Origin of the sequence: Vibrio sp. Vb1980, assembly GCF_033338615.1 — a bacterium.
GTDB classification, from domain to species: Bacteria; Pseudomonadota; Gammaproteobacteria; order Enterobacterales; family Vibrionaceae; genus Vibrio; species Vibrio alginolyticus.
In genome coordinates this window covers 24,887-50,258 of the sequence record NZ_JAWOSZ010000014.1, presented here as the reverse complement: position 1 = coordinate 50,258, position 25,372 = coordinate 24,887, and the positions used below count along the sequence as shown (strand labels likewise).

Sequence of the window (25,372 nt, the reverse complement as noted above, 5' to 3'; positions counted from 1 at the left end):
TGATTGTTATTCTGAATCTGGTTTGAAGTCACTCAGTGGTGCTTCATCATCTTCACTAAGAAGAATGCTCACGCGCTGTTCGGCGTCGCTTAATTTAGTTTGGCCTGCACGAGCTAAGGCAATGCCTCGTTCAAACTTACGCAGGGCATCATCTAGAGCAAGATCGCCATTTTCTAATTGATCAACCAAGCTATCAAGCTCTTCAATGGTTGCTTCAAAGGTCATGTTTTCTGGTTTCTTGACCGCCATCTTTTTTCTGCCTTAATCAAGCCTCGGGTAAGATGCACGAAAGTTACCTTAGCCTAGTAACTTGGTCAAATTTAACCTTATATAATTGTCACAAAATTAGCGTTCAACGAGTCTAAGCGATGAAACCCCATATTTTGGTTGAGGTTGTTAAGTGTAATTTGTGATCCATTAGCTAAGATTTTTCTAAAAATTCTGCGCGAGTTGTCGATACAGGTAATAATCCGCCCAATGGCAGTATTTGAGTATAGCGTGAGGAGTGCTTTGTGGATTTAGCAACCCTATTAGGTTTGATTGGTGGTTTTGCATTCGTCATTATGGCGATGGTGCTTGGTGGCAGCATCGGCATGTTTGTCGATGTCACGTCGATCCTTATTGTCGTTGGCGGCTCAATATTCGTCGTGTTGATGAAGTTCACAATGGGACAGTTTTTTGGTGCGACAAAGATTGCTGGCAAAGCCTTCATGTTTAAAGCGGATGAACCCGAAGACCTGATCGCAAAAATTGTGGAAATGGCCGATGCGGCGCGTAAAGGTGGTTTTCTTGCTCTTGAAGAGATGGAAATAAACAACACATTCATGCAGAAAGGCATTGATCTACTGGTTGATGGCCATGATGCCGACGTTGTGAGAGCGGCACTCAAAAAAGACATCGCGCTTACGGATGAACGACATACGCAAGGTACTGGCGTATTTCGCGCCTTTGGCGACGTTGCTCCTGCGATGGGAATGATTGGCACCTTGGTTGGTCTTGTTGCGATGCTTTCAAACATGGATGACCCTAAAGCGATTGGACCAGCAATGGCCGTTGCACTCTTGACCACATTGTATGGCGCGATCCTGTCCAATATGGTGTTTTTCCCTATTGCGGATAAGCTTTCTCTTCGCCGTGACCAAGAAACGCTAAATCGCCGTTTGATCATGGATGGCGTATTAGCGATTCAAGATGGCCAAAACCCGCGAGTGATCGATAGTTACTTGAAGAACTACCTCAATGAAGGTAAACGTGCCCTTGAGATTGACGAGTAACTTGGAGAGTAGTGATGGATGATGAAGATAACAAATGCGATTGTCCGCCACCCGGTCTCCCGTTATGGATGGGGACATTCGCGGACTTAATGTCGCTACTGATGTGTTTCTTTGTTCTTCTACTCTCGTTTTCTGAGATGGATGTACTGAAGTTCAAACAAATTGCAGGATCAATGAAATTTGCCTTCGGTGTGCAAAATCAGCTTGAAGTGAAAGACATTCCCAAAGGTACTAGCATTATTGCCCAAGAGTTTCGACCGGGTCGGCCGGAACCAACTCCGATTGATGTCATCATGCAGCAAACCATGGACATCACTCAGCAGACGCTCGAATTTCATGAAGGGGAGTCTGATCGAGCTGGTGGCACAAAACGTGATGAAGGCAAGTTAACGGGTGGGCAATCGCCAGAAACGTCAACTCAAAACAATGAATCTGCCGAAGCGGACATGCAGCAACAGCAATCTAAAGAGATGTCGCAAGAGATGGAAACCTTGATGGAAAGCATCAAGAAAGCCTTAGAGCGAGAGATTGAACAAGGCGCCATTGAAGTTGAAAACCTCGGTCAGCAGATTGTTATACGTATGCGTGAAAAAGGTGCATTCCCAGAAGGTTCGGCCTTCTTGCAGCCTAAGTTTCGCCCTTTAGTTCGTCAGATTGCAGAGCTAGTAAAAGATGTGCCAGGCATTGTTCGAGTATCTGGCCATACAGACAATCGACCGCTAGATTCGGAACTTTATCGCTCTAACTGGGATCTCTCTTCTCAGCGCGCAGTATCAGTCGCGCAAGAGATGGAGAAAGTGAGAGGCTTCTCTCATCAACGTTTAAGAGTACGAGGCATGGCGGATACGGAGCCCTTGTTACCGAATGATTCTGATGACAATCGCGCACTTAACCGACGGGTTGAAATCAGCATTATGCAAGGCGAGCCTCTCTACAGTGAAGAAGTGCCGGTAATTCAATAACTAGGCTTTAGTTTTAAGTCAGTAAAGAGACAAGAAAGCGAGCAGATTGCTCGCTTTTTTTGTTTTTCCAATCCGCTTGGGTGTATAATCTTGCGCCTTAAAAGTGAGCTCAGACTACTTTTTGTGACTGAAACGCGGTTTTACTGCGTATGAAGTATTGAAGTTGAGTGTCACTCTTTGTTGATTGCGAAACTAACCTGCGAATTAGACTATGAAATTTATTGTAAAGCCCCATCCAGAAATTTTTGTAAAAAGTGAATCTGTGCGTAAGCGCTTCACAAAGATTTTAGAGTGCAACATTCGTAACATCATTAAGAGCCGCACGGAGTCTGTCGCGGTATTTAACCGTCGTGATCACATTGAAGTGACCTCTGAGAGTAACGAATTCCACGCTGAAGTTCTTGAGGTTTTGACTCATACACCAGGCATTCACCACGTACTGGAAGTGAAGCAAACTGAATTTAAAGACTTGCACGATATCTTCGAGCAAGTGCTAGAACTCAACCGTGCTGCACTCGAAAATAAAACCTTTGTTGTACGTGCGAAGCGTCGTGGCAAGCATGACTTTACCTCTATTGAACTAGAGCGTTATGTAGGCGGTGGTTTAAATCAAGCGATTGAAAGCGCTAGTGTTAAGCTACGAAACCCAGACGTGACGATCAAGGTAGAAGTCTCGAACGACAAGCTAAACCAAGTATTGTCTCGTCATAAAGGCCTAGGTGGTTTCCCTCTGGGTACGCAAGAAGACGTGTTAAGCCTGATCTCGGGTGGTTTCGATTCTGGTGTTTCAAGCTATCTTCATATCAAGCGTGGTTCAAAAGTACATTACTGCTTCTTTAACTTGGGTGGTCCAGCACACGAAATCGGCGTTAAGCAGGTTTCTCACTACCTATGGAACAAATACGGTTCTTCAGCAAAAGTACGTTTTATCTCAGTTGATTTCGAGCCTGTGGTTGCGGAAATCCTAGAGAAAGTCGATGACGGCCAAATGGGCGTGATCTTGAAGCGTATGTTTATGCGTGCAGCAGGCATGATCGCTCAGAAGATGAAGATCGAAGCATTGGTAACAGGTGAAGCGCTAGGTCAAGTATCGAGCCAAACGCTAACCAATCTACGCCACATCGATAACGTAACTGACACGCTGATTCTGCGTCCACTTATCAACTGGGATAAAGAAGACATCATCAATCTAGCACGTGAAATCGGCACAGAAGATTTCGCGAAGACAATGCCAGAATACTGTGGTGTTATCTCTAAGAAGCCAACCGTGAAAGCGGTGAAAGGCAAGCTAGAAGCTGAAGAAGAGAAATTCGACTTTAGTATCCTTGAGCAAGTGGTTCAAGAAGCTCGCATGATGGACATTCGTGATATTGCGAAAGAGTCTGAGCAAGCCGCACCAGAAGTAGAGCAAGTTCAAGCGGTAGAAGAGCACGCGGTTGTGCTAGATATTCGTAGTCCTGAAGAGGAAGACGATAACCCACTTGAAATCGAAGGTGTGGATGTGAAACATATCCCTTTCTACAAGCTGGGTACACAGTTTGGTGACTTAGACCAGTCTAAGACATACCTACTTTACTGTGACCGCGGTGTGATGAGCCGTCTGCAAGCGCTTTACTTGCAAGAGCAAGGCTTCAGCAACGTAAAAGTTTACCGTCCATAGCTGACTGTTAAAATACGTTAAAAGGCGCAAATTGAGACATCAATTTGCGCCTTTTTTGTTTTTGATCGCGTTACAGACAACCATTACTTAGCATAATGTTGAGGCTTATCGCAAAGCCATACACTTTGTGTTGATATAACGATAATTAATCCGAAAGAAGAGTAATAAAGTGATATTGCTGCCAGATATGCGGATGAGATTTTTGATAGATAAAAAAACACCGCCTAATTTAGGCGGTGTAACAAATTTGACAGACAGGTCAAAAATAAATACAGGAAGTATATGTTTTGTCACAGGGAGTGTGGACAAAACATTATGGTAGAAATCTACCTAACTCGAAATACGAGTTTGCAAACACAACATCGCAACAACGAAGCCAATTGATTTCCAAAGAAATCAAGCCGTTCAGGCCCGTGTTGCGGGGTGAAATATAGAATTTATCTGGCTGTTCGACAACGGACATTTTATAATGTTTCAGATTAAAAAAACTAATCCTATTAGAGGTCCCATATGTCTCGCAGATTGCCTCCATTAAATTCGCTTCGAGTCTTCGAAGCGGCTGCTCGTCATCTCAGTTTTACACGAGCAGCAGAAGAGTTATTTGTTACTCAAGCCGCGGTCAGTCACCAGATTAAAGCGCTTGAAGAGTTCTTATCATTGAAGCTCTTCCGTCGACGTAATCGTTCTTTGTTGTTAACAGAAGAAGGCCAAAGTTACTTTCTCGATATCAAAGATATTTTCACCTCGATTGCGGAAGCGACAGATAAGGTGTTGGAACGTAGCGAAAAAGGGGCATTGACGATTAGCCTACCGCCGAGTTTTGCTATCCAATGGCTTGTACCTCGTTTGGCCGATTTTAATGCTCAAGAGCCCGATATCGATGTTCGTATTAAAGCCGTAGATATGGATGAAGGCTCACTGACTGATGATGTTGATGTGGCGATCTACTATGGCCGTGGGAACTGGCCAGGTTTGCGAGCAGATAAATTGTACCAAGAGTTTTTGATCCCACTTTGTTCACCTTCATTACTTTTGGGTAACAAACCATTAGAATCTTTAAGTGACCTCAAATTACATACTTTGTTACACGATACTTCGCGTAAAGACTGGAAGCAGTTTGCTCGTCATTACAACATTGAAGGCATCAACGTAAACCACGGTCCTATTTTTAGTCACTCAACGATGGTGCTACAGGCTGCTGCACACGGTCAGGGGGTCGCGCTCGGTAACAACGTACTCGCCAAACCTGAAATGGAAGCCGGGCGACTCATTGCACCATTCGACGAGGTGTTGATATCTAAGAATGCATTCTATGTGGTGTGTCATGAACAGCAGGCAGATATGGGCCGAATCGCAACGTTTAGAGATTGGATGTTAGCAACCGCGAGAAAAGAACAAGAGGAAGTATTGGATGAATCACTGGATAGCTGAGGGACCTGAAAACGGACCGCTGTTTATTTTTGCTCACGGCGCAGGTGCGGGGATGGAGCATGATTTCATGACAGCGGTCGCCAAAGGATTAGTGGAGCAAGGTATTCGTGTAGTGCGTTTTAATTTCCCTTACATGGTGAAACGTTCGGAAGATGGCAAAAAGCGTCCGCCCGATCGCGCGCCAAAGTTGCTCGAAGCATACAGCGAAGTGATCGCTCACTTTACTTCTTCTCCCGTGGTTATTGGTGGTAAGTCAATGGGCGGTCGTATGTCGAGCTTGTTGGCTGAAAATGAGCTGGTGGCGGGCATTGCCTGTTTAGGGTTTCCATTTCACCCGCCGGGAAAGCCAGAGAAATACAAAGGCGAACACTTAGCAACCATTGAGAAACCTACGCTGATTCTGCAAGGGGAACGAGACACCTTTGGTAAGCGTGAGGAATTCGATGATTTCGTCCTTTCGTCACAAGTAACGGTGAGCTTTTTACCTGATGGTGACCACAGCTTCAAACCGCGCAAGATCTCAGGTCATACTGAAGTGGGTAACATTGCACTCGCGATAGAGCAGTTAGCGGCGTTTATAAAAGAGGTGTACAGTGAAAAGTAAGTGGTTACTCTCATTCTCTGCTCTGTCTGGGCTGATTTCGGTCGCTCTTGGAGCATTTGCTGCTCATGGGCTAAAAGCGACACTGGCCCCTTATTTGCTCGGTGTATTTGAGACCGGAGTTCTGTATCAATTTATTCACACGTTGGCGATTGTGTTTTGTGCCATTCTGCTTCTGCTCAATTTGGGACAAAAAGCACAAAAATATTTTTTCATTGCGGCGATTTGCTTTATTATCGGCATCTTTTGTTTTAGCGGCAGTCTTTACGCGCTGGCGCTGACGGGCATTAAGTGGTTTGGGCCAATTACTCCTGTGGGAGGATTACTGTTCATGATTGGTTGGTGTCTGTTCTTTTTTGCTGCGTTCAATATCAAAGAGGTCTCCAAGTGAAACAACTAATGCTCTATTGCCGTTCTGGCTTTGAGAAAGAGTGTGCTGGTGAAATTCAGGACAAAGCGACACAGTTGGAAGTGTATGGCTTCCCTCGTGTGAAGAGAAACTCAGGTTATGTTGTCTTCGAGTGTTACCAAGATGGAGATGCCGACAAACTTGCGAGAGGTTTAGACTTTAAGTCTTTAATTTTTGCTCGACAAATGTTTGCGGTAGCAGCTGAGTTTCAATCGTTGCCAAGTGATGACCGCATTAGTCCAATTTTGAATGAACTAGCAGACATTGAAGCATTCCCTCGTTGTGGTGATTTGAGAATTGAAACGCCAGATACAAATGAAGCGAAAGAGCTACTGAAATTCTGCCGTAAGTTTACCGTCCCAATGCGTCAAGCGTTGCGCGGCAAAGGCTTAATGCTGAACAAAGATAACGCGAAAAAACCAGTACTGCACATTTGCTTTGTTGAGCCTGGCCACTGTTACGTTGGTTACTCTTACACTGACAACAACTCACAGTTCTTCATGGGTATCCCTCGCCTTAAATTCCCAGCAGACGCTCCAAGTCGTTCAACACTTAAACTGGAAGAAGCATTTCATGTCTTTATTCCACGTGAAGAGTGGGATGAGCGTTTAGCACCAGGTATGTGGGGTGTGGATTTAGGTGCATGTCCAGGCGGTTGGACGTACCAATTAGTGAAGCGCTCAATGTTCGTTCACTGCGTTGATAACGGCATGATGGCAGACAGTTTGATGGAAACTGGCCAGATCAAACACCATATGGTGGATGGCTTTAAGTTCGAACCAGACCGCAAGAACGTAACATGGATTGTTTGTGACATGGTGGAAAAGCCAGCTCGTGTTGCTCACCTGATGGGACAGTGGCTGTTAAAAGGTTGGGCAAAAGAGGCTATCTTTAACCTTAAGCTGCCAATGAAAGGGCGTTATGACGAAGTGCTGCAAGACCTTGAAAATCTGAAGCAGTTCCTCATTGATAATAAGGTAAAGTTCAAGCTACAAGCTAAACATTTGTATCATGATCGTGAAGAGATCACGATTCATATCCAATGTCTGTCGAATATTTCACCTTACTAACTTTATTCCCTGAGTCTTTTGGGGATAGTGATTAGAATAGAAAAAGCGCCTTCAAATGGCGCTTTTTTAATATCTGAGGGTTTCATGGTGTGAAACTACCATCGGGCACTACTCCGCTTTGTTTGGCCCTAAAAAGCGAATATCTTGCAAGTTAAAGCCTAGTTCTATATCGCACTTTAAAGCGGCGACGCGTTTACATAAACGAGCAGACTCAATGTGCTCATCCAATTTTTTACGGTATTTCGGTACGAGATCTTCACTAGCGTAGGCAGCTTCAATACTCTCAAACTGAGTGAGAATCTCTTTCGCTGCTTTCGGGCCAATTCCAGGTACGCCCGGAACCTGGCTAGAGCTTATCCCTGTTAATCCCCAGTAATCCGCTAGTTGACTTGGTTTTACGCCGAACTCTTTTTCGATAAATGGTTCATCTAACCAACGATGTTGGAAATAATCACGGATTTGTAGGGTAGGGGAAAGTAGCTGGCAGTAACCTTTGTCTGTGGAAACGATGGTGACTTTTTCACCATGGCTAGCCACTTTCGTTGCGAGTGTAGCAACCAAATCATCTGCTTCATCGCCTTCAGACAGCAATGAATCAATACCTTGCTCCCACCACGCTTGTTGAATCGCATCTAACCCTTGCAGTAATGGCTGAGGCATTGGTTTTCGGTTTTGCTTATAGTCAGGGAGAATTTCAGCGCGCCAACCTCTGTCTTGTTCGTGGTGATCAAAAACCGCGATGATGTGTGTCGGGTTGGCCTCTGACAGAATGCGAGTGAGGGTTCTTTGCGTTGTGGTTATGGTTCTTGCTATGTCGGTTGGATCTGGTTGTGCTGAGTGCACTCGGCGGATCAGGTTTAGGGCATCAATGATAACAAGATGAATAGACATAATGACTTAGCAATAAAAAAGGGGCGTAATGCCCCTAGTGTAACGAATGCTAGCCTGACTATCGACCACCAATTTCCGGGTGAGCGATTCGATAACACGGTTCGTAGTCTGAACCGCCAGGTAATTTCATTCGGTGCTGTTCGACAAAGTCTTTTAGCAACTTATCGAGTTTTTTCATGAGGACTGCGTCGCCATGAATGGTGAAAGGCCCTCTACGTTCTATTTCTCGAATGCCTTCAGCCTTTACGTTACCTGCCACTATGCCAGAGAAGGCTTGACGCAAGTTGGCCGCTAAAACTTGCGGTTCTTGATCTAGGCTTAAATCCAATTGTTCCATCGACTCATGAGTAGGCTCGAATGGCAGTTGGAAGTTTGGCTCAATTTTCAATGACCAGTTAAAGCTGTACGCATCGCCTTTCTCTTTTCGGTGAAGGCGTACCGAGTCCATGGAGCGTTTCATAATACGAGCGACTTCTGCCGGGTCATCAATGATGATCTCGTAGTGCTTTTGCCCTTCCTCACCAAGTGTGTCGCGAATGAACTCATCAATAGAGCGGAAGTACTCTTCACTTTCTTTTGGTCCTGTTAATACGATAGGCATTGGCTGATCGGCGTTATCCGGGTGCATCATGATGCCAAGAATGTACAGTAGCTCTTCCGCTGTGCCTGGGCCTCCTGGGAAAATAACGATACCATGAGCCATACGGACGAAAGCTTCCAAGCGCTTTTCGATGTCGGGCATGATGACCAGTTCATTTACTATTGGGTTTGGTGGCTCGGCCGCAATAATCGAGGGTTCGGTTAAACCAAGATAACGTTGCTGAGTATAACGTTGCTTTGCGTGCCCAATCGCTGCACCTTTCATCGGCCCTTCCATTGCGCCAGGGCCGCAACCTGTACAGATGTTAAGTTCACGCAGGCCCAGTTCGTTACCCACTTCACGTGTGTACTGATACTCCACTCCATTGATAGAGTGACCACCCCAACATACGACAAGATTCGGTGCGATACCTGGAGTTAATGCTCTTGCATTACGAAGAATGCCGAATACGAGGTTCGTAATGTGAATTGGGTTAGTAAGGTTGAGCCGTTGGGCGTCTGCCAAATGCATGTTTACGTAAACGATATCACGCAATACGGAGAACAGATGCTCTTGGATACCTTTAATTATTTCGCCGTCAACAAAAGCGTGCTCTGGCGGATTAGTCAGCTCAAGCTTAATACCACGCTCACGACGCACGACGTTGACATCAAACGATTGGTATTTATCGAGCAGTTCTTTCGAGTTATCGGTATGGCTACCGGAGTTCAACACCGCTAATGTGCAATTACGGTACAGCTGATAAAGTTCACTCGAGGCTGTGTTCTTTAAGCGCTCTACTTCTAGTTGAGATAGCAAGTCCATGCTACCAGCGGGGCTTATATGGGTAATCATAACGCCTCCTTGTGTTGCATTAATTTGAGGGAAAGTACCAACTTACCTTTTGGGTGTTATACGTATGGTTTGATGAAAGGTAGTTGGCCGATTTGGTTTTATGGTTATCAACTCCCAAGCAACCTCAAGATGATACATTTGCCTTTTATAAATACATCATCTTGAAGTGACTTGGGTTTTTACAGCTTAGCAGACTAAAAGGGAAGAAATGTGATAACTCGTTGAAAATGGGTGGTTATAAAGCGTAGATTGCACCAAATTTGGTTTGTTTGCTCGCTTTTTGTACGAATCTTAGCTCCAGTTAAGCTGATTTGTTCCACGTGTTTTAGCGTCCGCAAGCATCTTGCCAAGACGATCGAGCACATACTCTGGCGTATCGGACTCTTTGAAAGACGTCGATACAGCAGCTAAGGTAATCATGATATTTTGCTCACGGAACTTAAAGGGTAATTGGCTAATATCACGCTGGATATGCTTAATCAGATCCAGTGTGTATTCTTCAGATTGTTCCGGGACGAGTAGAATAAACTCCTCGCCACCAAAGCGAGCTACTGTTTCCGTTTCTGATACGCGCTTGTTAATAGTACGAGCGATGATCTTCAGCGCTTTATCGCCAGCCGTATAACCATAGCTATCATTCACCGCTTTGAAGTTGTCTACATCAAATAGCACAACACGAAGGTTTTGCTGAGAGCGAATCCAACGGCGATACTCTAGCTCTAGTCGATCGTTAAATGCAGTGCGGTTATAAACTTTAGTCAGCGGGTCGAGCAACATACGCTGAGCTTGGTCATCTAAGCGTCGACGATAATCTTGCGTAGTTTCAAATACCGCTTCGAGTTGGTTCTTACTGTAACTTAACCGCTCTTGCAGCGCTTGCTCTCGCTCTTCCGTCATTTTCAGTCGCTCTGTCAGCGACGCCATTTTTTCGAGAAGAGGCGTGATTTCTTTTTTCACAACCGCGATATCTTGAGCTTGATTAAGTGACTTTTGGCTTAATTCAACCAAGCTGTTCATTTCTGTGTTGAGCTCTTGGCGGTGTTCAAAGTAGGTATGATGCTGGTCGACGTTCTGATGAACGGTTTTTAGGTTACTTGCGAGAGAAGTGTTCAGCTGATCAAGGAATTGGCTAGACGCCTCGCGCTCGAACTTTGTTGCTTCGACAACCAATTTCAGCGTTGAGAGCGTAAGCTCAATGAGAGACTCGGCACTCACGCCAAGGAGCAACTTAGCGCGAATATCCAGCAATCTATCGCCTGATTCTCCCTCGAAATCCAGCTCTGTAATAGTATGTTGAAGGTCGCTGGCCAAGCATTCAAGTTGAGATCTGTCAGGATTGTTTTCAAATTCACTAAGATGTAGACGTGAATTAGACGTAATGATTTTCAGAGCGCGTTCGTAAATACTCAGTAGCTTAGTGGCTTGATCAGCTTTATTGCTGGCGTGAACTTCAGAGAAACTCATCAGGTTCCGTAGTTCACGTTTTAACTGCGCAGGTAAGCCCGTGACACGTTGCAGTGTTTCACCACTGTGCTTGATTTGTTCGTCAAGGTAACCGTTCTGTTTATCCATCGTCTTCGACTGCTGTTTGAGCATCCTCTCTAATACCGCTAAACGCGGGATAAGAGTGCTGATATCTTTTTGATGTTGCAGCTCTTGTTGGATTTCAAATAGGTAGTTGGATACCTGAGTATTCGAACCCTGGCAAGCTGAAGACAATGATGCCACAACGCGTTTAAGAACTTGTTGTTCACGTTTGAATTTGAGTGAAGTATCACGATGAGTCAGTCTGAGTTGGTCAAGTTGACAACTCAGCTGATGCAGCTGCGACTGAATATCGGATTCCAAGATTCCCATGAAGTGACTACGGTTAAGTCCATGTACTACTGACAATTATCTGATAATAACAAAAAACTTTATAGCGTCATTAGTTATTACGTTCAACAGGCGTTTAATTATCCATTTTTTAATATTTTCTTGATGTCGTCCTCATTCTTGTAGGACGAATGGATCTTGATCAGGCCTTGGCTAATGGCATGTTGACAGGCAGTTCTTATGTTACCTGTTGCAAAGCTAGCAGCAGGCGCATTATCGATGGCTTTTAAGAACACCCAGTGGCTTTGCTTATCCTTCAAGCTGACTTCTCGTGCGATGTGAGTCGCAAGCAACAACAGATCGAGTAATTCCTCATCGTTAATTGCAGTGTAGGCTCGGGGTAAGAACGGATAATCACTGATGCCCATACGAATAATACGATTGACGTTGTGCTGCTGTGCGAACTCATCCACCCAAGTCTGGAATTTTTCGAACATGACTTCGGCAGAAGCATCACGGTCAGCGTTCGGTTCTATGTAGAGTAAGTTCGCATCTGAGAAATGGTAAAGACGCGACGGTTTTTCTATTTTTTCCGCAAGGAAGTCGCCAAATGCCCGTTCTAGTTCTAGACCTGCCTTATAGCCGTTATGGACGTACATGCTTCGTAAGAATGGCAAATCGATCATAACAAAGCGTAGGCGATCATTAAGTGGTTCGTGGATCAATTCACCCATTTGCCATTGCTCGAAAGTTTCGCTCGACTTTTTCAATGAGCGAGAAAGCTTAACATTCAGCATACGCAAGTTACGTAAACGAGAGCGAGAGTGGGTGAAGAGGTCGTTACGCAGTTTTTCGATTTCACTTGCTTGGCGCTGCATAATGACACCACGGCGCATAATGAACAAAAACATGACCAAGACAGTAATAAACAATGCAAATGAGATTTTCTGGAATTTACGATGCTCTCTTTCCACTTGCTCTAAGCGTTCTGATTGACCGATGTAATGGATGGTTTGTTCGGCAAATTCTTTTTGCTGACGGAACGCATCCTCACTGATTTGGTTAAGCTGCTTTTGTTCTAGACGAACGAGGTTGGTGTATTTTTTATAAGCTTGCAGAGAAAGTTTGTATTCGCCTGCCTGCTCGTAACCCAACCCAAGTAAACGGTATGACTGCTGCTTAATGAAGTTGTTATTTTCAGGTGACTTTTCAGCAAGCGCTAAAGCCAGCTTTGCATTAGTAATGACGTCTTTACTGTCATTTTGATGATAAGCCAGACCTGACTGAAGCAGGGCAGCCTTTGCTTCAAGCTTAGGAATATTGGTGTATTCTAAAAGCTCTTTAGAGCGGTCTAAGTACTGCTCTGCTAGCGCGTAGTTATAGAGTTGTAGGTAGGTAGCCGCCAAGCTTAAGCGAATTTTAATGATTCTATTGATGTTCTTACTGGTACTTTCATGGTCAAGTACGTTGAAGTAATGCACTAACGCAAGGTTAAACTTACCCTGATAAAAGTAGATGTCGCCCATTTGCTCTAGGACGTCCGCTAGGATCGGAGAGCTAGGGTAAGAGTCATAAAAATCTGCGGCTTGAGATAAGTATTCGATCGCTTTGTCGTACACTCGTCGCTCCTGGAAGAGCCTAGCCAAAAGGCGATTCACTTTTGCTAATCTTGCACCACTGTTACTTTCAATAGATTGCCAATAACCGTATAGCAGTTCTGACAAAGCCAAATTGTATTTCTTGCTATTGAGGTAAAACTCGCCGACGGCAGTGTAGTAGTCGATCAAGGCTAACTCAGAGCGGCTATCGTCAAGCATGGTCTTTGCTTCAGAGTACAAGTTTTCCGCTTTAATGACATCGCCACTATGTGAAGCGAGGAGTGCTCTTTGCATCATTAGTCGGTAGCGAACGCTGTCGGTGCGTTGTAATACGGCATCGGCTTCATCGAGCTGTTGTTCAATTTGGTTAAGCGTGTCTTCCGCTTTTGAGTAGTTTTCGTCGTACATCCAAATCATTTGGTTGCGTATCAGCTGGAGATCTAAGTCCATGTACGGCAATTGATATTCTTGCGCTAAGCGTTCCGCTTTATTTAGGTGCTCGATAGCCGAACGAACATTACCCATGGCGTAATCTGCCTGAGCGATAATCTTGTGCGCTTCGATGGTGCTGCTTGGTGTGCGAACGCTACGATCTGTTTCGTCGCGAGACATGGCTGAAGGGCTGTCACTTTCTTTGCGTTCTGTTAGTTCACGCTGTGACAAATAGTTGGTTGCCGCTTGTTTTGCTTGTGATGGCTCTATTTCCGCCAATTGTTGTGCTTCGTTGAGTAACGCGGACGATAAAATGGTTGCATGAAGTGGCTGTACAAACAGCAAGCAAAGAAAGCCAATCAATTTGAATAGACGCGAACTGTCCCAAAACATCCTTTCGTTCCCTCGAACTGTTTTTAGATATGGCGATAACGGCGAAAAGCCTCAATTAGCCGTTTAAATGCGGGTTGAAGCCATTTGATATAGTAACATGCTTGGACAATAAAAACGTCCGGCAACCCTTTAGATTGCCGAACTTATTTCTGTTGCCTATGCGCTTACTGACGAGCCATACGGTGATTGTGAGCTGGCTTATCTTGTTCCGTTGAGCGGTAAGGGTTGATATCCAAGCCACCACGACGCGTATAGCGGGCAAATACGGTCAGTTTGCTTGGTTGGCAGTATTTCATTAGATCCGTAAAAATACGCTCTACACACTGCTCGTGGAACTCATTGTGCTCGCGGAAAGACACTAAGTAACGTAACAGCTTCTCACGATCTATTTTTGCGCCTTGGTAGCGAATTTTTACACTGCCCCAGTCGGGTTGGTTAGTGATCAAACAGTTTGATTTCAATAGGTGGCTATGTAGCACCTCTTCAACTTGTACTTCACCTGCTGCACCTTCAAGCAAATCGGCATCGAAATCGTAACTGGTGATGTTAATGTCTTGGTCATCAATACATTCACCGTCCATTGTTACGATAGGTTGATTGGTATAGTGGGTCACTGGATTCACCTCAACCAGCACCTTTTCACCTGCGCATTCAGACAGGTCTTGTGTTAAACGCTCAGTCACTTCTTCCCAGCTTGCAAAGCGGGTTTGGTTATAGCTGTTTAAGTACAGTTTGAAAGACTTCGATTCAATCAAGTTTGCACTGGTGGCTGGAATGTATACTTCGCCAACGGCCACTTGTGGTAAACCTTTACTATTTAACCAAGACAGTTCGTACAGCGTCCAAATGTCGTGCCCCATGAAAGGCAGAGTATCGCCTAACTGGAGGTCATCTCGGTTCAGGCTGCGAGGGACTGGTTGCAGCAAGCTTGGGTCATACTGGTTCGCATACTCGGTCGTTTTACCTAGTGTTAGGCCAGCAAGCTCTTTAGCGTCAGAATATTTGCTCATACTTTGTGGTCGTTTTCGATTAGAATGGCGAGAATTTTACTGAATCCGCTGGTCAATTGCCATCCGGCAAGTACGGCTATCTGATAAATAAGGAATGAGGAGACCTTCATGACCCCAAACGTTACTCAGGCGCTACAAGAGTTCAGCCTGCGCTACCAACAAGCTTGGCAAGCTAAGCACAATGAGTTGCCAAGCAGTGAAGAGCTTGCAGAGCTTGTTTCTCCTTGTGTCGAAGAGAAGCGTGATGGAAAGGTGCTTTGGAAAGCGGTCGCACGTGATGAAATGGCCGATTTCACCAATGTGGAAAATGCGATTGAGTTGTCACTGCAAGATGATGTTAAAGCCTTTTATGGTTCTCAATACTGCGCTGATATGGAGGCAACTTGGCAAGGTAATTCGTTGACGCTGCTGCAAGTCTGGAGCGATGACGATTTCGTGCGTCTACAAGAAAATATTCTTGGTCATTTGGTGACGCAGCGCCGCTTGAAACTTAAACCAACAGTATTTATCGCAGCGACAGATGAGGAAATGGATGTGATTTCTATTTGTAACCTCACTGGCAATGTGATTCTAGAGCGTTTGGGCACCTCTAAACGTGATGTATTGGCAGATTCATTGGTTGAGTTCTTGAATAAGTTAGAGGCTGCCGTCTAAGTATGTATGTTGTTGAGTTGCAGTTTGAGTGTTTTGATAACACCACCGTCAGCGCGGTAGACAAAGCCATTAATGGCTTGATGGATGCTCTGCGTTACAACGGCCAAGTATTGGGTCGTGAATTTCCGATAGTGATGGGAGAAGGTGAATTTTTCGTTCGTGTTGTTTGCCCAGAACAAGACAGCTTGCATCCACGTTATCACTCAGATTTCGTCACAGTGTGCATGAACCGTTTGTCGGATGCGTCTTTGCTTGCTCCGAAAATGCGTATGCTGGGGCGTGATTTGAATTCAGAACAAGCAGCCGAAGAAGAGACACCTAGCTGGCAAGTGTTGTACACGACTTATGTTCATACGTGTTCGCCTTTGCGAAGTGGTGAAACCCTGTTGCCAATTCCTTTGTATCGTAATGAGCCAACACTTAATGGAGACCATAAAGCCGTCATTAAGTGGCAGACTGAGTGGCAAGCGTGTGATGAAATCCAAATGGCAGGGGGTTGCCGAGCGGAACATGCGGCGCTGCACGAAATTTGCGATGTGGATAGTGTGCTGTTTCGCCGAGGTTGGGACTTACGTGGCCGTATCGAATACATCACGAAGATCCCTACGTACTATTACCAGTATCGTGTCGGTGGTCAGTCGCTGGAGAGCGAGAAAGCGCGCAAGTGTCCAAAATGCGATGGCGAGTGGCTACTCGATGAGCCACTACATGACATATTTCATTTTAAGTGTGATGACTGCCGAATCGTGTCGAATATCTCTTGGGACCATCTTAAGTAGCGAATTGAAGCTACTTAAATGGGTAGATAGACAAATAGAAAGGGCTGATGTTTTCACATCAGCCCTTTTGTGTTTAGAACGTTGTTTTCAGTCATGTTTTGAAAAGTGGGATTACCAACCTTTCACAACACCGCCTTTGAACAGTTCTTTTGCCGCTTCGTAAACTTCTTCCGTTTGGTAAGCTTTTACGAAGTTTTGTACGTTTTGCGCATTAACATTTTCTTCGCGAGCGACAATTAGGTTTACGTATGGTGAGTCTTTATCTTCAACGAACACGCCGTCACGCTCTGGCGATAGGTCGATAGAGCTTGCGTAAGTGGTGTTGATGATAGATAGCGTTACGTCATCCAGTGAACGTGGAAGCTGTGGGGCTTCTAGTTCAATGATTTCGATATTTTTAGGGTTGCCTACGATGTCACGTACTGTAGCGAGTAGACCAACGCCATCACGTAGCGTAATTAAACCTTGCTGCTCAAGAAGCAGTAGTGAGCGACCTAGGTTAGTTGGGTCGTTTGGTACTGCGATGCGTGCGCCATCTTGAATTTCATCAATTGATTTTACTTGCTTTGAGTAACCAGCAATAGGGTAAACGAATGAGTTACCCGCGATAGCCAGTTTGTAGCCGCGGTCTTTCACTTGTTGGTCTAGGTATGGTTTGTGCTGGAACGCATTCGCGTCTACTGAACCATCATCCAGAGCGGCGTTTGGTGTTACGTAATCGGTAAATGTTACTAGCTCAACATCTAGGTTGTATTTCTCTTTTGCTACTTTAGCGGCAACTTCGGCTACTTGTGCTTCAGCACCAGCAATAACGCCAACTTTTACTTTGTTTACGTCTACTTCTTTGTCGCCGCAACCCGCTAGAGCAAGAGCAGAGGCGGCCGTTGCTACAGTCAAAAGACCTTTAAGGCTAAATTTCATCTTTATCTCCTTATAATTTGTATTTTTGATGCTTATCTGTGGTCTACACGGCGCACCACTGCGTCGCCGATAGACTGAATAATCTGTACTAGAACAATCAACATCACGACAGTCACGGCCATGATAGTTACATCGTAGCGGTGGAAACCGTAACGAATGGCTACGTCGCCTAGGCCGCCGCCGCCTACCGTACCCGCCATAGCTGAGTAGCTAACGAGAGTGACCAACGTAATCGTTACTGAGTTAACAATAGTCGGCATTGCTTCAGGTAGTAGAACTTTTGTGATGATCTGTGTTGGTGTCGCCCCCATTGACTGCGCTGCTTCCACCAAGCCTGTCGGTACTTCTAATAAAGCACCTTCAATGAGACGAGCGACAAAAGGAATGGCGCCAATAGTCAGTGGGACGATTGCTGCGGTTGTGCCGATAAAGGTTCCAACTAGCATTTTTGTCACTGGAATAATCGCAACCATCAGTACGAGGAATGGCACTGAGCGACCAATGTTAACGATAGCGCCTAAGCCGCTATTTAGTTTGGTGTTTTCAAGTAGGCCGCCTTTCTTAGTAATATGGAGGATTACGCCTAATGGAATACCCACAGCAAAGCCGACTAATCCGGCAACCGCAACCATGTAAAGCGTTTCCCACGTTGCACCTAAAAGTAGTTTGCTGTTTAAGCTCAGCCATTCAGAAATCGTATTAAAGGACATAACCAAGTACCTCTACTTTTACGTTGTGCTTACGCAGGTATTCAAGAGCTGCGTTGTCATCTTCTTCGTTACCAAATAGCTCTGCGACCATCATGCCGAATTTCACGCCACCAGCGTAATCAAGGTCGGAACTCAAAATACTCACATCAATATTGTATTTACGAGAAATTTGCGACATTAACGGTGCATCGACGGTTGCGCCAGTAAACTCTAAGCGAACCAACGGGTAGCTGCCATCAACACGCTCTGCTTGCAGACGAGCTTGGTAATCTTCAGGAATGGAAAGATCCAGCGTTGAGCGAATGAATTGGTGCGCTAGCTCTGTCTTAGGGTGCGCAAAAATATCGCCAACGGTGCCTTTTTCCACCAGCTCACCACCACCGATGATTGCTACTTCGTGACAGATACTTTTTACGACTTCCATTTCGTGAGTGATAAGTAAAATCGTGATGTTGAGTTTGCGGTTGATCTCTTTCAATAACTCAAGGATAGATTGAGTTGTTGCCGGGTCTAGCGCACTAGTGGCCTCATCACAAAGCAGCACGCTAGGATCGGATGCCAATGCACGAGCAATTGCCACACGCTGTTTTTGGCCGCCACTTAAGTTAGATGGGTAGCTCTCGTGTTTGTCGGCTAAGCCTACAAGCTTTAGCAACTCAGTTACTTTTGTTGTGATTTGCGATTTGTCTTTACCTGCCAGTTCTAGTGGCAGTGCTACATTATCAAACACAGTACGAGACGAAAGCAGGTTAAAGTGCTGGAAGATCATGCCAATGTTACGGCGTGTTTCGACTAGTTGTTTTTTGCTGAGTTTGGTTAGATCCACACCATCAACGATGATGGAACCAGAGGTCGGCGCTTCTAACATGTTTACGCAGCGAATCAGCGTACTTTTACCAGCACCTGATGAACCGATAACACCAAAGATGGTGCCTTTGTCGATGTGTAGGTCAATGTCTTTCAGGGCAAGGATTTCCTTACTGCCTTGGTAGAACACTTTATTGACGTTTTTTATTTCTATCATGTTTCAACCTGCCCAAAGATACGGGGAACTTCGCTGTCAAAAACGGCCTTTGACAGAACTTAATGTTGAGCTTTATCTCAATTTTCAGTTGATGCTATGGGTTAAGCAGAATGAAGTCAATAGATATTTTTACGTCTAGACGTCTAAATGTATGGATGTTCTGTTTTAAAACGAAGATGTATAGATAACAAGCAGGAGGTAGACGGCGGGGCACCCTCAGATTTACCGATTCTTGCCCAACAAATCAACCGTTTTGTCGAGGCCTAGAATTAATTAGATAGTGTTGAAGTTTATAAGGTATGTAATAATCTGATTAAACCGAGTTAATAGAGAAATACGTTTTGGCAAAACCTGCTGTTTTTATCGATCGTGATGGCGTGATAAACGTTGACCACGGCTACGTTCATGACGAACATGATTTTGAGTACATTGATGGTGTATTTGAAGCGACGAAAGCGCTAAAAGATAAAGGCTACCTTCTAGTGTTAGTGACGAATCAATCGGGCATCGCACGCGGTAAATTCAGTGAAGACCGTTTCTTGTCTCTGACTCAATGGATGGATTGGAACTTTGCTGATAATGGTGTTGAGTTCGATGGTATCTATTACTGTCCACATCATCCAGAACATGGCATTGGCGAGTACAAGCAAGATTGTGAGTGCCGTAAGCCAAAACCAGGCATGTTCATTTCTGCGCGTGACTTCTTGAAGATCGACATGGAGAAATCTGTGATGATCGGCGATAAAGCTGAAGACATGATGGCAGCAGAAGCGGCAGGCGTTGGCACTAAGATTTTGGTTCGCACTGGTAAGCCAGTAACGGAACAGGGCGAAGCCATTGCAACGGTAGTATTAGATAGCATTGCAGATGTGCCTGCGTACTTAAACAAGTAATCTTCATTACTGACTGAGATAAGGGAAGCCACTGCTTCCCTTTTGTTTGATTCCTTCTTTTAGTCTGAACACTTATGAGCAAAAAACTCACCATTCTTGATATCGCAAAATTGGCAGGCGTGGGCAAATCGACAGTAAGCCGTGTGCTTACTAACGATCCAAAAGTGAAACCCCAAACGCGAGAGAAGGTTGAGCAAATCATTCGTGAATCTGGTTATGTGCCGTCCAAATCTGCGCAATCAATGCGTGGCGGCCGCCAAAAAGTTATTGGGGTTATCATCTCCCGTTTAGATTCACCATCAGAAAATCGCGCCGTTGGCACAATGCTCAATGCTTTGTATTCCGCTGGTTATGATGCGGTGATCATGGAGAGCCAATTCGATCGCGATAAAACCAATGAACATTTGGATGTGCTTAAACGTCGCAACGTCGATGGGGTGATCGTGTTTGGCTTTACTGGATGTGATGAGCGAGCATTGGCGGAGTGGGGGAATCGTATCGTCGTGATCGCGATGGACACGCAAATGGTTTCTTCGATCAACTACGACAACCAAGGTGTGATAGACATGGCTTTGTCTCATCTTGAGCAGCAATCTTTATCTCGCATTGCTTATATTGGTGTTGACCCTGAAGACAAAACCACTGGCTTAGCTCGTCTAAATGCTTATAAAGCTTGGTGTCAACGCAAACAAATTACACCTTGTTTCCAGACGGGTAAGCTGAGCCATGAAAGTGCTTATCAGTTGGTAGACAAAGTCCTTCAATCTGACACTCAGGCCATCGTGTGCGCCAGTGACACCATCGCGTTGGGCGTGATTAAGCGTCTTCAAGAGTTAGGACGTGAAGACGTGGTTGTGACAGGTGTTGGAGGTAATGAATTGCTCTCTTTCCTTTTCCCTAAAGTATTTAGTGTCGACCCAGGTTATACCCTTGCAGGTGAGAAGTCCGCTAACATGCTGATCAATCAATTAAATGGCGATGAGGAAGTGGTTCACTTTACTCAACAGCCTATCGTTTGTTAATCCACACTAAAACGATCTGCTCTAAAATTATACTGTGATCATTCTCAATTAATGGGACTGTTCCCATTTTGTTTTTTGTCTTCGAATGGCAATATTAAAATTAAGAAATGGGAATGTTCCCATTTATAAAAACAAAATGATGAATCGAATGTATCCAATACAGGGTGGACAAAGTTATGAGTAAGATTGCGCGTAAAGACGTGGAGCGTCTTATTGAGCTGGTCGGGGGGCCGGACAATATTGCCAGTGTAAGTCACTGTTTAACTCGCTTGCGTTTTGTTCTAAATGATACGGACAAAGCAGATACGAAACAGTTAGAAACATTACCGATGGTGAAGGGCTGTTTTACCAACGCAGGCCAGTTCCAAGTGGTTATCGGTACTGAAGTGGATGAAGTTTACAAGGTACTGATCGGACTGACGGGTAAAAGTGAAGCCAGCAAAGACGAAGCGAAGAACGCTGCTCGTCAAAACATGAATATCGTTGAGCGTGGTATTTCCCACCTTGCAGAAATCTTTGTACCACTGCTACCAGCGATCATCACCGGTGGTCTGATCCTTGGTTTCCGTAACGTGATTGGCGACATCAAGATGTTTGATGGTCAAACGCTAACGGAAATCAGCCAGTTTTGGGCAACGGTACACTCTTTCTTATGGCTGATTGGTGAGGCGATCTTCTTCTTCCTACCAGTTGGCGTGTGTTGGTCGACAGTGAAAAAGCTCGGCGGTACTCCGATTCTGGGTATCACGCTTGGTGTAACATTGGTTTCGCCGCAGTTGATGAACGCCTACCTGATTGGTAAGCAAGTACCCGAAGTGTGGGATTTTGGCTTATTCGCCATCGAAAAAGTGGGCTATCAGGCGCAAGTGATTCCAGCAATGCTTGCTGGTATGGCTCTGGCGTTTATTGAAACCAACTTAAAACGCATCATTCCGTCTTACCTTTACCTAGTGGTCGTGCCGTTTGTCTCAATCATTGTGTCTGTGATTCTTGCGCACTCTATCATTGGTCCATTCGGTCGTATGTTGGGTGACGGCGTTGCTTTCGCAGCAAAAGCAGCCATGACGGGTGACTTCGCAATGATTGGCTCAACCATCTTCGGCTTCCTATACGCGCCATTGGTCATTACTGGTATTCACCACACCACCAACGCGGTTGACCTTCAATTAATGCAAGAGCTAGGCGGCACGCCAATTTGGCCTCTGATTGCGCTTTCAAATATTGCTCAAGCGTCTGCGGTCGTCGGCATCATTATCATCAGTAAAAAACATGGCGAGCGTGATATCTCAGTACCTGCGGCTATCTCTGCTTACCTTGGTGTGACCGAGCCGGCGATGTACGGCATCAACTTGAAATACAAGTTCCCAATGCTGAGCGCGATGATCGGTAGTGCGTGTGCTGCTGCTATTTGTGGTAGTGCGGGCGTAATGGCGAACGGTATCGGTGTGGGCGGTTTGCCGGGCATCTTATCTATCCAACCGCAGTTCTGGGGCATTTTTGCTTTGGCTATGTTAGTCGCAATGCTGGTACCTGCTGCATTAACGTTAATTCTTTATAAGCGTGCACAAGCCAAAGGTGAGCTTGAGCCTGCAAACGCGTAATTCTATTTGAGGCAGTGACTTGGCTGCCTCCTCCTATTTTTCTTTTCAAATTTTAAGTTTCCGATTACTGGTAAGTGAGTGTTAGAAATGGCTATGACCAAGCATGATGAGAGCTGGTGGAAAACCGCAACCATCTATCAAATTTACCCAAAAAGCTTTTGTGACAGTGGCAGTAAAGGCACGGGCGACATCAAAGGGATCATTTCTAAGCTGGATTATCTTAAGCATCTTGGTGTGGATGCGATTTGGCTGACGCCGGTTTACCAATCACCAATGATCGACAACGGTTATGACATATCCGATTACTACTCGATCAACCCTGAGTTCGGCACTATGGAAGATTTCGATACTTTGCTAGCAGAAGCGCATCAGTTGGGCATTCGTATTATCATGGACATTGTAGTGAACCACACGTCGACAGAACACAAGTGGTTCCAATCCGCACTGGGTGATAAAAACAGCCCATACCGTGATTACTACATTTGGAAAGATCCGGTAGATGGTGTAGAACCAAACAACTGGCAATCTAAGTTTGGTGGTAACGCTTGGGCGCTGGATGAAAAAACAGGCCAGTACTATTTGCACCTTTTTGCTAAAGAGCAAGCGGACTTAAACTGGGAAAACCCAGTAGTGCGTGAAGAAGTGAAAGAAGTCATCAGCTTCTGGGCAGACAAAGGTGTCGATGGTTTCCGTCTCGACGTTATCAACCTGATTTCCAAGCAGCAAGATTTTCCAAGTGACGATATTGGTGATGGTCGTCGTTTCTACACGGATGGTCCACGTGTGCACGAATACCTTCAAGAGATTAGCGAATCTGTGTTTCAAAAATACGGCAGCGTAACAGTGGGTGAAATGTCTTCCACCACACTAGATCACTGCCAGCAATATTCTTCGCTAGACGGCAAAGAGCTATCCATGGTGTTCAACTTCCATCATCTGAAAGTCGATTATCCAAATGGTGAAAAATGGACCAAAGCGCCGTTTGATTTCATTCAGTTAAAACAGATCTTCAATCATTGGCAAACGGGCTTAAATGGCAAAGGGTGGGGGGCGCTGTTCTGGTGTAACCACGACCAGCCACGCGTTGTGAGCCGATTAGGTAACGACGAGCAATACCGTGTTGAATCTGCCAAGATGCTTGCGGCATCAGTGCACATGATGCAAGGCACACCTTATGTTTACCAGGGGGAAGAGATCGGCATGACCAACCCGGGTTATACCGAAATCAGCCAATATCGTGATGTTGAAAGTACTAACATGTACGACATCATGGTCAACCGTGATGGTGTATCTCATGACGATATGATGGCGATCTTGGCACAGAAGTCGCGTGATAACTCACGTACACCAATGCAATGGAACAGTGCAAAACACGCGGGCTTTACTGAGGGCACGCCGTGGCTTGAAGTGGCGCAGAATTACTCTGAAATCAATGCTGAAGCTGCGGTTGCCGATTTGAACTCGGTGTTCTACTTTTACAAGCGTCTGATTGAACTGCGTAAACAGGTTCCAGTTATCACCGATGGCCGTTACGAGGACCTGCTGCCAGAGCACAAACGTATTTTCGCTTACGCTCGTCAGAACGATAAGCAAACGCTGCTGTGTATCAATAACTACTACGCAGAAGAGGTGGAATGCGTTCTGCCAGAACGTTTTGATATGAGTAAAGCGAAAAACTTGCTATCTAACTATCAAAACTCAGCGAGCGCAGTCGCGTCAAACCATCAAGTGTTACGACCTTACGAAACTCGTATTTTATTGATAGAAGAATAAACTCGGGTGTCATCACCCCTAAGATTGATGTTCGAGATGAAGGCTTTGGTGTGCTCCCCAAAGCCTTTTTTATTGAGATGCGAGATACTTGTGGAGTACAGGCTTATTTTGTTTCAATCGCTGTTAGCTGCACTTTCTCTTCATTGATTTGTACTTGTTGTACTTTCAGCAGTTCAATTTGTTCAATCAGACCTAAGCTCGGATTAAACCAACGTTCTGCCGAAGTGGCGAACTCCATTGATTCCATATCATCACAGTTTAGGTTGTAGATGTTCTCTTCCATCAGGTATGCCGCTTCAATTTTCTTGCCTGAGATCGAGAACGCTTTACGCACACCAGTCTCTCGGATTTGCTGTTGCCAAACCACTTGGCAAGATGCTGTCATAGGAAGGTTTTGTACCCACTCATGATCTTCAAAACGGTCTAGAAGGTTGTGAACTGCGTAGCCTGTAAGAGTGGTTTGCAGAGACATAGTTTCTTCACCGATGTCAATATTCGGGCTTTTCTCTTTTACGTCGTCACCGTTTAGGCGGAAAATCGGACTGCTGTGCATAAGCATGGCAATAAACTGATGACCAATGAAATAAGCGTCAGTGATTTCATGGAGTGCACCATCTGATCCTGCAAAGTAAAGCGTATTGCTCTCTTCGTCGTCGTTGTACTGCTCGTCTGAATAGTAGAACTGTTCGGCGCCGTAGTTCACCAAGTCATTAACCAACTGGACCATTGCCTCGCTGTTTGGGATTTGTGCCAATGCTGCCAATATTTGCTCGCTATCCATCGCTTGGAAGCTCAGTTTCATGTCGCCCTCTGGTTGGCCATCCAAGCTAAACGAATAGCTCAATTGTGTGTTTGGTATAGGAGCGAAAATGGAGTTGTGAATCGAGACGTCGAAACTTTCTTGAGGCACTTTGTTTGGATTCGCACTGCCAGAAGACGAACCTCCGCCACAGCCGTAAAGAGCCAGAGTTGCTGCTGCGATAAGCGTCATTTTGTTTAGCATGGTTTACATTC

23 protein-coding genes are annotated in these 25,372 nt (G+C 45.2%); 13 read left to right on the top strand and 10 right to left on the bottom strand.

Features of this window, described 5'->3' with window-relative positions; translation table 11 throughout:
* Positions 1–6: 6 nt before the first annotated feature.
* On the bottom strand, positions 7–249 hold the full coding sequence (gene xseB, locus R7F64_RS18495; RefSeq protein WP_005381566.1) for an exodeoxyribonuclease VII small subunit: 243 nt from the start codon (positions 247–249) through the stop codon (positions 7–9).
* A gap of 263 nt (positions 250–512) precedes the next feature.
* Between xseB and pomA the strand changes: the two genes are divergently transcribed.
* The 7 genes from pomA (at position 513) to rlmM (ending at position 7,407) form a co-directional block, all read left to right on the top strand.
* On the top strand, positions 513–1,274 hold the full coding sequence (pomA, locus tag R7F64_RS18490; protein ID WP_005381564.1) for a flagellar motor protein PomA: 762 nt from the start codon (positions 513–515) through the stop codon (positions 1,272–1,274).
* A gap of 14 nt (positions 1,275–1,288) precedes the next feature.
* Positions 1,289–2,236: a flagellar motor protein MotB gene (locus tag R7F64_RS18485; protein WP_005383619.1), complete on the top strand. Its 948-nt coding sequence runs from the start codon at positions 1,289–1,291 to the stop codon at positions 2,234–2,236.
* A gap of 211 nt (positions 2,237–2,447) precedes the next feature.
* Positions 2,448–3,896 (top strand): tRNA uracil 4-sulfurtransferase ThiI, encoded by a 1,449-nt coding sequence (gene thiI / locus R7F64_RS18480; RefSeq protein WP_005383617.1) that lies wholly within the window; start codon positions 2,448–2,450, stop codon positions 3,894–3,896.
* Between the two features lie 510 nt (positions 3,897–4,406).
* Complete coding sequence (locus R7F64_RS18475) at positions 4,407–5,327, top strand: transcriptional regulator GcvA (protein ID WP_005383616.1); 921 nt, start codon at positions 4,407–4,409, stop codon at positions 5,325–5,327.
* Positions 5,308–5,931: an alpha/beta fold hydrolase gene (locus R7F64_RS18470; RefSeq protein ID WP_005383614.1), complete on the top strand. Its 624-nt coding sequence runs from the start codon at positions 5,308–5,310 to the stop codon at positions 5,929–5,931. The genes R7F64_RS18475 and R7F64_RS18470 overlap by 20 nt, the downstream gene beginning before the upstream one ends.
* On the top strand, positions 5,921–6,319 hold the full coding sequence (locus tag R7F64_RS18465) for a DUF423 domain-containing protein (RefSeq protein WP_042521214.1): 399 nt from the start codon (positions 5,921–5,923) through the stop codon (positions 6,317–6,319). The genes R7F64_RS18470 and R7F64_RS18465 overlap by 11 nt, the downstream gene beginning before the upstream one ends.
* Entirely contained in the window at positions 6,316–7,407 is a 1,092-nt protein-coding gene (gene rlmM, locus R7F64_RS18460) for a 23S rRNA (cytidine(2498)-2'-O)-methyltransferase RlmM (protein ID WP_017820611.1), read from the top strand. The genes R7F64_RS18465 and rlmM overlap by 4 nt, the downstream gene beginning before the upstream one ends.
* Positions 7,408–7,515: 108 nt before the next feature.
* On the opposite strand, the gene xni is transcribed toward rlmM, so the two are convergent.
* From xni to queF, 5 genes are all read right to left on the bottom strand, one after another.
* Positions 7,516–8,298: a flap endonuclease Xni gene (gene xni, locus R7F64_RS18455; RefSeq protein WP_047010150.1), complete on the bottom strand. Its 783-nt coding sequence runs from the start codon at positions 8,296–8,298 to the stop codon at positions 7,516–7,518.
* Between the two features lie 58 nt (positions 8,299–8,356).
* Positions 8,357–9,733, bottom strand: a complete 1,377-nt coding sequence (ppnN, locus tag R7F64_RS18450; RefSeq protein WP_005383611.1) for a nucleotide 5'-monophosphate nucleosidase PpnN — start codon at positions 9,731–9,733, stop codon at positions 8,357–8,359.
* A gap of 291 nt (positions 9,734–10,024) precedes the next feature.
* A complete protein-coding gene (locus tag R7F64_RS18445; RefSeq protein ID WP_258647040.1) occupies positions 10,025–11,590 on the bottom strand; it encodes a sensor domain-containing diguanylate cyclase in 1,566 nt (521 codons plus the stop codon).
* 98 nt (positions 11,591–11,688) lie between these two features.
* Entirely contained in the window at positions 11,689–13,971 is a 2,283-nt protein-coding gene (locus tag R7F64_RS18440; RefSeq protein WP_318071967.1) for a tetratricopeptide repeat protein, read from the bottom strand.
* 164 nt (positions 13,972–14,135) lie between these two features.
* On the bottom strand, positions 14,136–14,981 hold the full coding sequence (gene queF / locus R7F64_RS18435) for an NADPH-dependent 7-cyano-7-deazaguanine reductase QueF (protein ID WP_318071966.1): 846 nt from the start codon (positions 14,979–14,981) through the stop codon (positions 14,136–14,138).
* Positions 14,982–15,089: 108 nt separating this feature from the next.
* Between queF and syd the strand changes: the two genes are divergently transcribed.
* Both syd and R7F64_RS18425 read left to right on the top strand, forming a co-directional pair.
* On the top strand, positions 15,090–15,635 hold the full coding sequence (gene syd / locus R7F64_RS18430; protein WP_025768899.1) for a SecY-interacting protein: 546 nt from the start codon (positions 15,090–15,092) through the stop codon (positions 15,633–15,635).
* 2 nt (positions 15,636–15,637) lie between these two features.
* Positions 15,638–16,414 carry a Zn-ribbon-containing protein gene (locus tag R7F64_RS18425; RefSeq protein ID WP_213898615.1) on the top strand — a complete coding sequence of 259 codons (777 nt, stop codon included), beginning with the start codon at positions 15,638–15,640 and terminating at the stop codon, positions 16,412–16,414.
* A 111-nt stretch (positions 16,415–16,525) separates the two neighbouring features.
* Here R7F64_RS18425 and R7F64_RS18420 read toward each other — a convergent pair whose 3' ends face one another.
* The 3 genes from R7F64_RS18420 to metN are packed head-to-tail and all read right to left on the bottom strand — an operon-like array spanning position 16,526 to position 19,069.
* Entirely contained in the window at positions 16,526–17,335 is an 810-nt protein-coding gene (locus R7F64_RS18420; protein WP_005381966.1) for a MetQ/NlpA family lipoprotein, read from the bottom strand.
* 32 nt (positions 17,336–17,367) lie between these two features.
* A complete protein-coding gene (locus tag R7F64_RS18415) occupies positions 17,368–18,045 on the bottom strand; it encodes a methionine ABC transporter permease (protein WP_005383604.1) in 678 nt (225 codons plus the stop codon).
* Positions 18,035–19,069 (bottom strand): methionine ABC transporter ATP-binding protein MetN, encoded by a 1,035-nt coding sequence (gene metN / locus R7F64_RS18410; RefSeq protein ID WP_318071965.1) that lies wholly within the window; start codon positions 19,067–19,069, stop codon positions 18,035–18,037. The genes R7F64_RS18415 and metN overlap by 11 nt, the downstream gene beginning before the upstream one ends.
* Before the next feature lie 341 nt (positions 19,070–19,410).
* On the opposite strand from metN, the gene gmhB reads away from it, so the two are divergent.
* From gmhB to treC, 4 genes are all read left to right on the top strand, one after another.
* Positions 19,411–19,962: a D-glycero-beta-D-manno-heptose 1,7-bisphosphate 7-phosphatase gene (gene gmhB, locus R7F64_RS18405; RefSeq protein ID WP_005381961.1), complete on the top strand. Its 552-nt coding sequence runs from the start codon at positions 19,411–19,413 to the stop codon at positions 19,960–19,962.
* 74 nt (positions 19,963–20,036) lie between these two features.
* Positions 20,037–20,984 carry a trehalose operon repressor TreR gene (gene treR / locus R7F64_RS18400; protein ID WP_054576934.1) on the top strand — a complete coding sequence of 316 codons (948 nt, stop codon included), beginning with the start codon at positions 20,037–20,039 and terminating at the stop codon, positions 20,982–20,984.
* A gap of 176 nt (positions 20,985–21,160) precedes the next feature.
* Positions 21,161–22,585, top strand: coding sequence for a PTS trehalose transporter subunit IIBC (treB, locus tag R7F64_RS18395; RefSeq protein ID WP_005383602.1), 1,425 nt, complete (start codon positions 21,161–21,163; stop codon positions 22,583–22,585).
* 87 nt (positions 22,586–22,672) lie between these two features.
* Complete coding sequence (gene treC / locus R7F64_RS18390) at positions 22,673–24,358, top strand: alpha,alpha-phosphotrehalase (RefSeq protein WP_054576933.1); 1,686 nt, start codon at positions 22,673–22,675, stop codon at positions 24,356–24,358.
* Positions 24,359–24,461: 103 nt separating this feature from the next.
* Here the strand turns inward: treC and R7F64_RS18385 are convergent, their stop codons facing one another.
* The gene (locus R7F64_RS18385; RefSeq protein ID WP_047102068.1) at positions 24,462–25,361 is read right to left on the bottom strand and encodes a hypothetical protein; all 900 of its coding nucleotides are present in this window, start codon (positions 25,359–25,361) and stop codon (positions 24,462–24,464) included.
* Positions 25,362–25,372: the final 11 nt, after the last annotated feature.

Bases quoted from the DNA above. Each gene is read 5' to 3' on its own strand.
- xseB (WP_005381566.1), bottom strand. From the start codon at position 249: ATGGCGGTCAAGAAACCAGAAAACATGACCTTTGAAGCAACCATTGAA.
- R7F64_RS18485 (WP_005383619.1), top strand. From the start codon at position 1,289: ATGGATGATGAAGATAACAAATGCGATTGTCCGCCACCCGGTCTCCCG.
- thiI (WP_005383617.1), top strand. From the start codon at position 2,448: ATGAAATTTATTGTAAAGCCCCATCCAGAAATTTTTGTAAAAAGTGAA.
- R7F64_RS18475 (WP_005383616.1), top strand. From the start codon at position 4,407: ATGTCTCGCAGATTGCCTCCATTAAATTCGCTTCGAGTCTTCGAAGCG.
- R7F64_RS18470 (WP_005383614.1), top strand. From the start codon at position 5,308: ATGAATCACTGGATAGCTGAGGGACCTGAAAACGGACCGCTGTTTATT.
- xni (WP_047010150.1), bottom strand. From the start codon at position 8,298: ATGTCTATTCATCTTGTTATCATTGATGCCCTAAACCTGATCCGCCGA.
- ppnN (WP_005383611.1), bottom strand. From the start codon at position 9,733: ATGATTACCCATATAAGCCCCGCTGGTAGCATGGACTTGCTATCTCAA.
- R7F64_RS18445 (WP_258647040.1), bottom strand. From the start codon at position 11,590: ATGGGAATCTTGGAATCCGATATTCAGTCGCAGCTGCATCAGCTGAGT.
- R7F64_RS18440 (WP_318071967.1), bottom strand. From the start codon at position 13,971: ATGTTTTGGGACAGTTCGCGTCTATTCAAATTGATTGGCTTTCTTTGC.
- queF (WP_318071966.1), bottom strand. From the start codon at position 14,981: ATGAGCAAATATTCTGACGCTAAAGAGCTTGCTGGCCTAACACTAGGT.
- syd (WP_025768899.1), top strand. From the start codon at position 15,090: ATGACCCCAAACGTTACTCAGGCGCTACAAGAGTTCAGCCTGCGCTAC.
- R7F64_RS18425 (WP_213898615.1), top strand. From the start codon at position 15,638: ATGTATGTTGTTGAGTTGCAGTTTGAGTGTTTTGATAACACCACCGTC.
- R7F64_RS18420 (WP_005381966.1), bottom strand. From the start codon at position 17,335: ATGAAATTTAGCCTTAAAGGTCTTTTGACTGTAGCAACGGCCGCCTCT.
- R7F64_RS18415 (WP_005383604.1), bottom strand. From the start codon at position 18,045: ATGTCCTTTAATACGATTTCTGAATGGCTGAGCTTAAACAGCAAACTA.
- metN (WP_318071965.1), bottom strand. From the start codon at position 19,069: ATGATAGAAATAAAAAACGTCAATAAAGTGTTCTACCAAGGCAGTAAG.
- treR (WP_054576934.1), top strand. From the start codon at position 20,037: ATGAGCAAAAAACTCACCATTCTTGATATCGCAAAATTGGCAGGCGTG.
- treB (WP_005383602.1), top strand. From the start codon at position 21,161: ATGAGTAAGATTGCGCGTAAAGACGTGGAGCGTCTTATTGAGCTGGTC.
- treC (WP_054576933.1), top strand. From the start codon at position 22,673: ATGGCTATGACCAAGCATGATGAGAGCTGGTGGAAAACCGCAACCATC.
- R7F64_RS18385 (WP_047102068.1), bottom strand. From the start codon at position 25,361: ATGCTAAACAAAATGACGCTTATCGCAGCAGCAACTCTGGCTCTTTAC.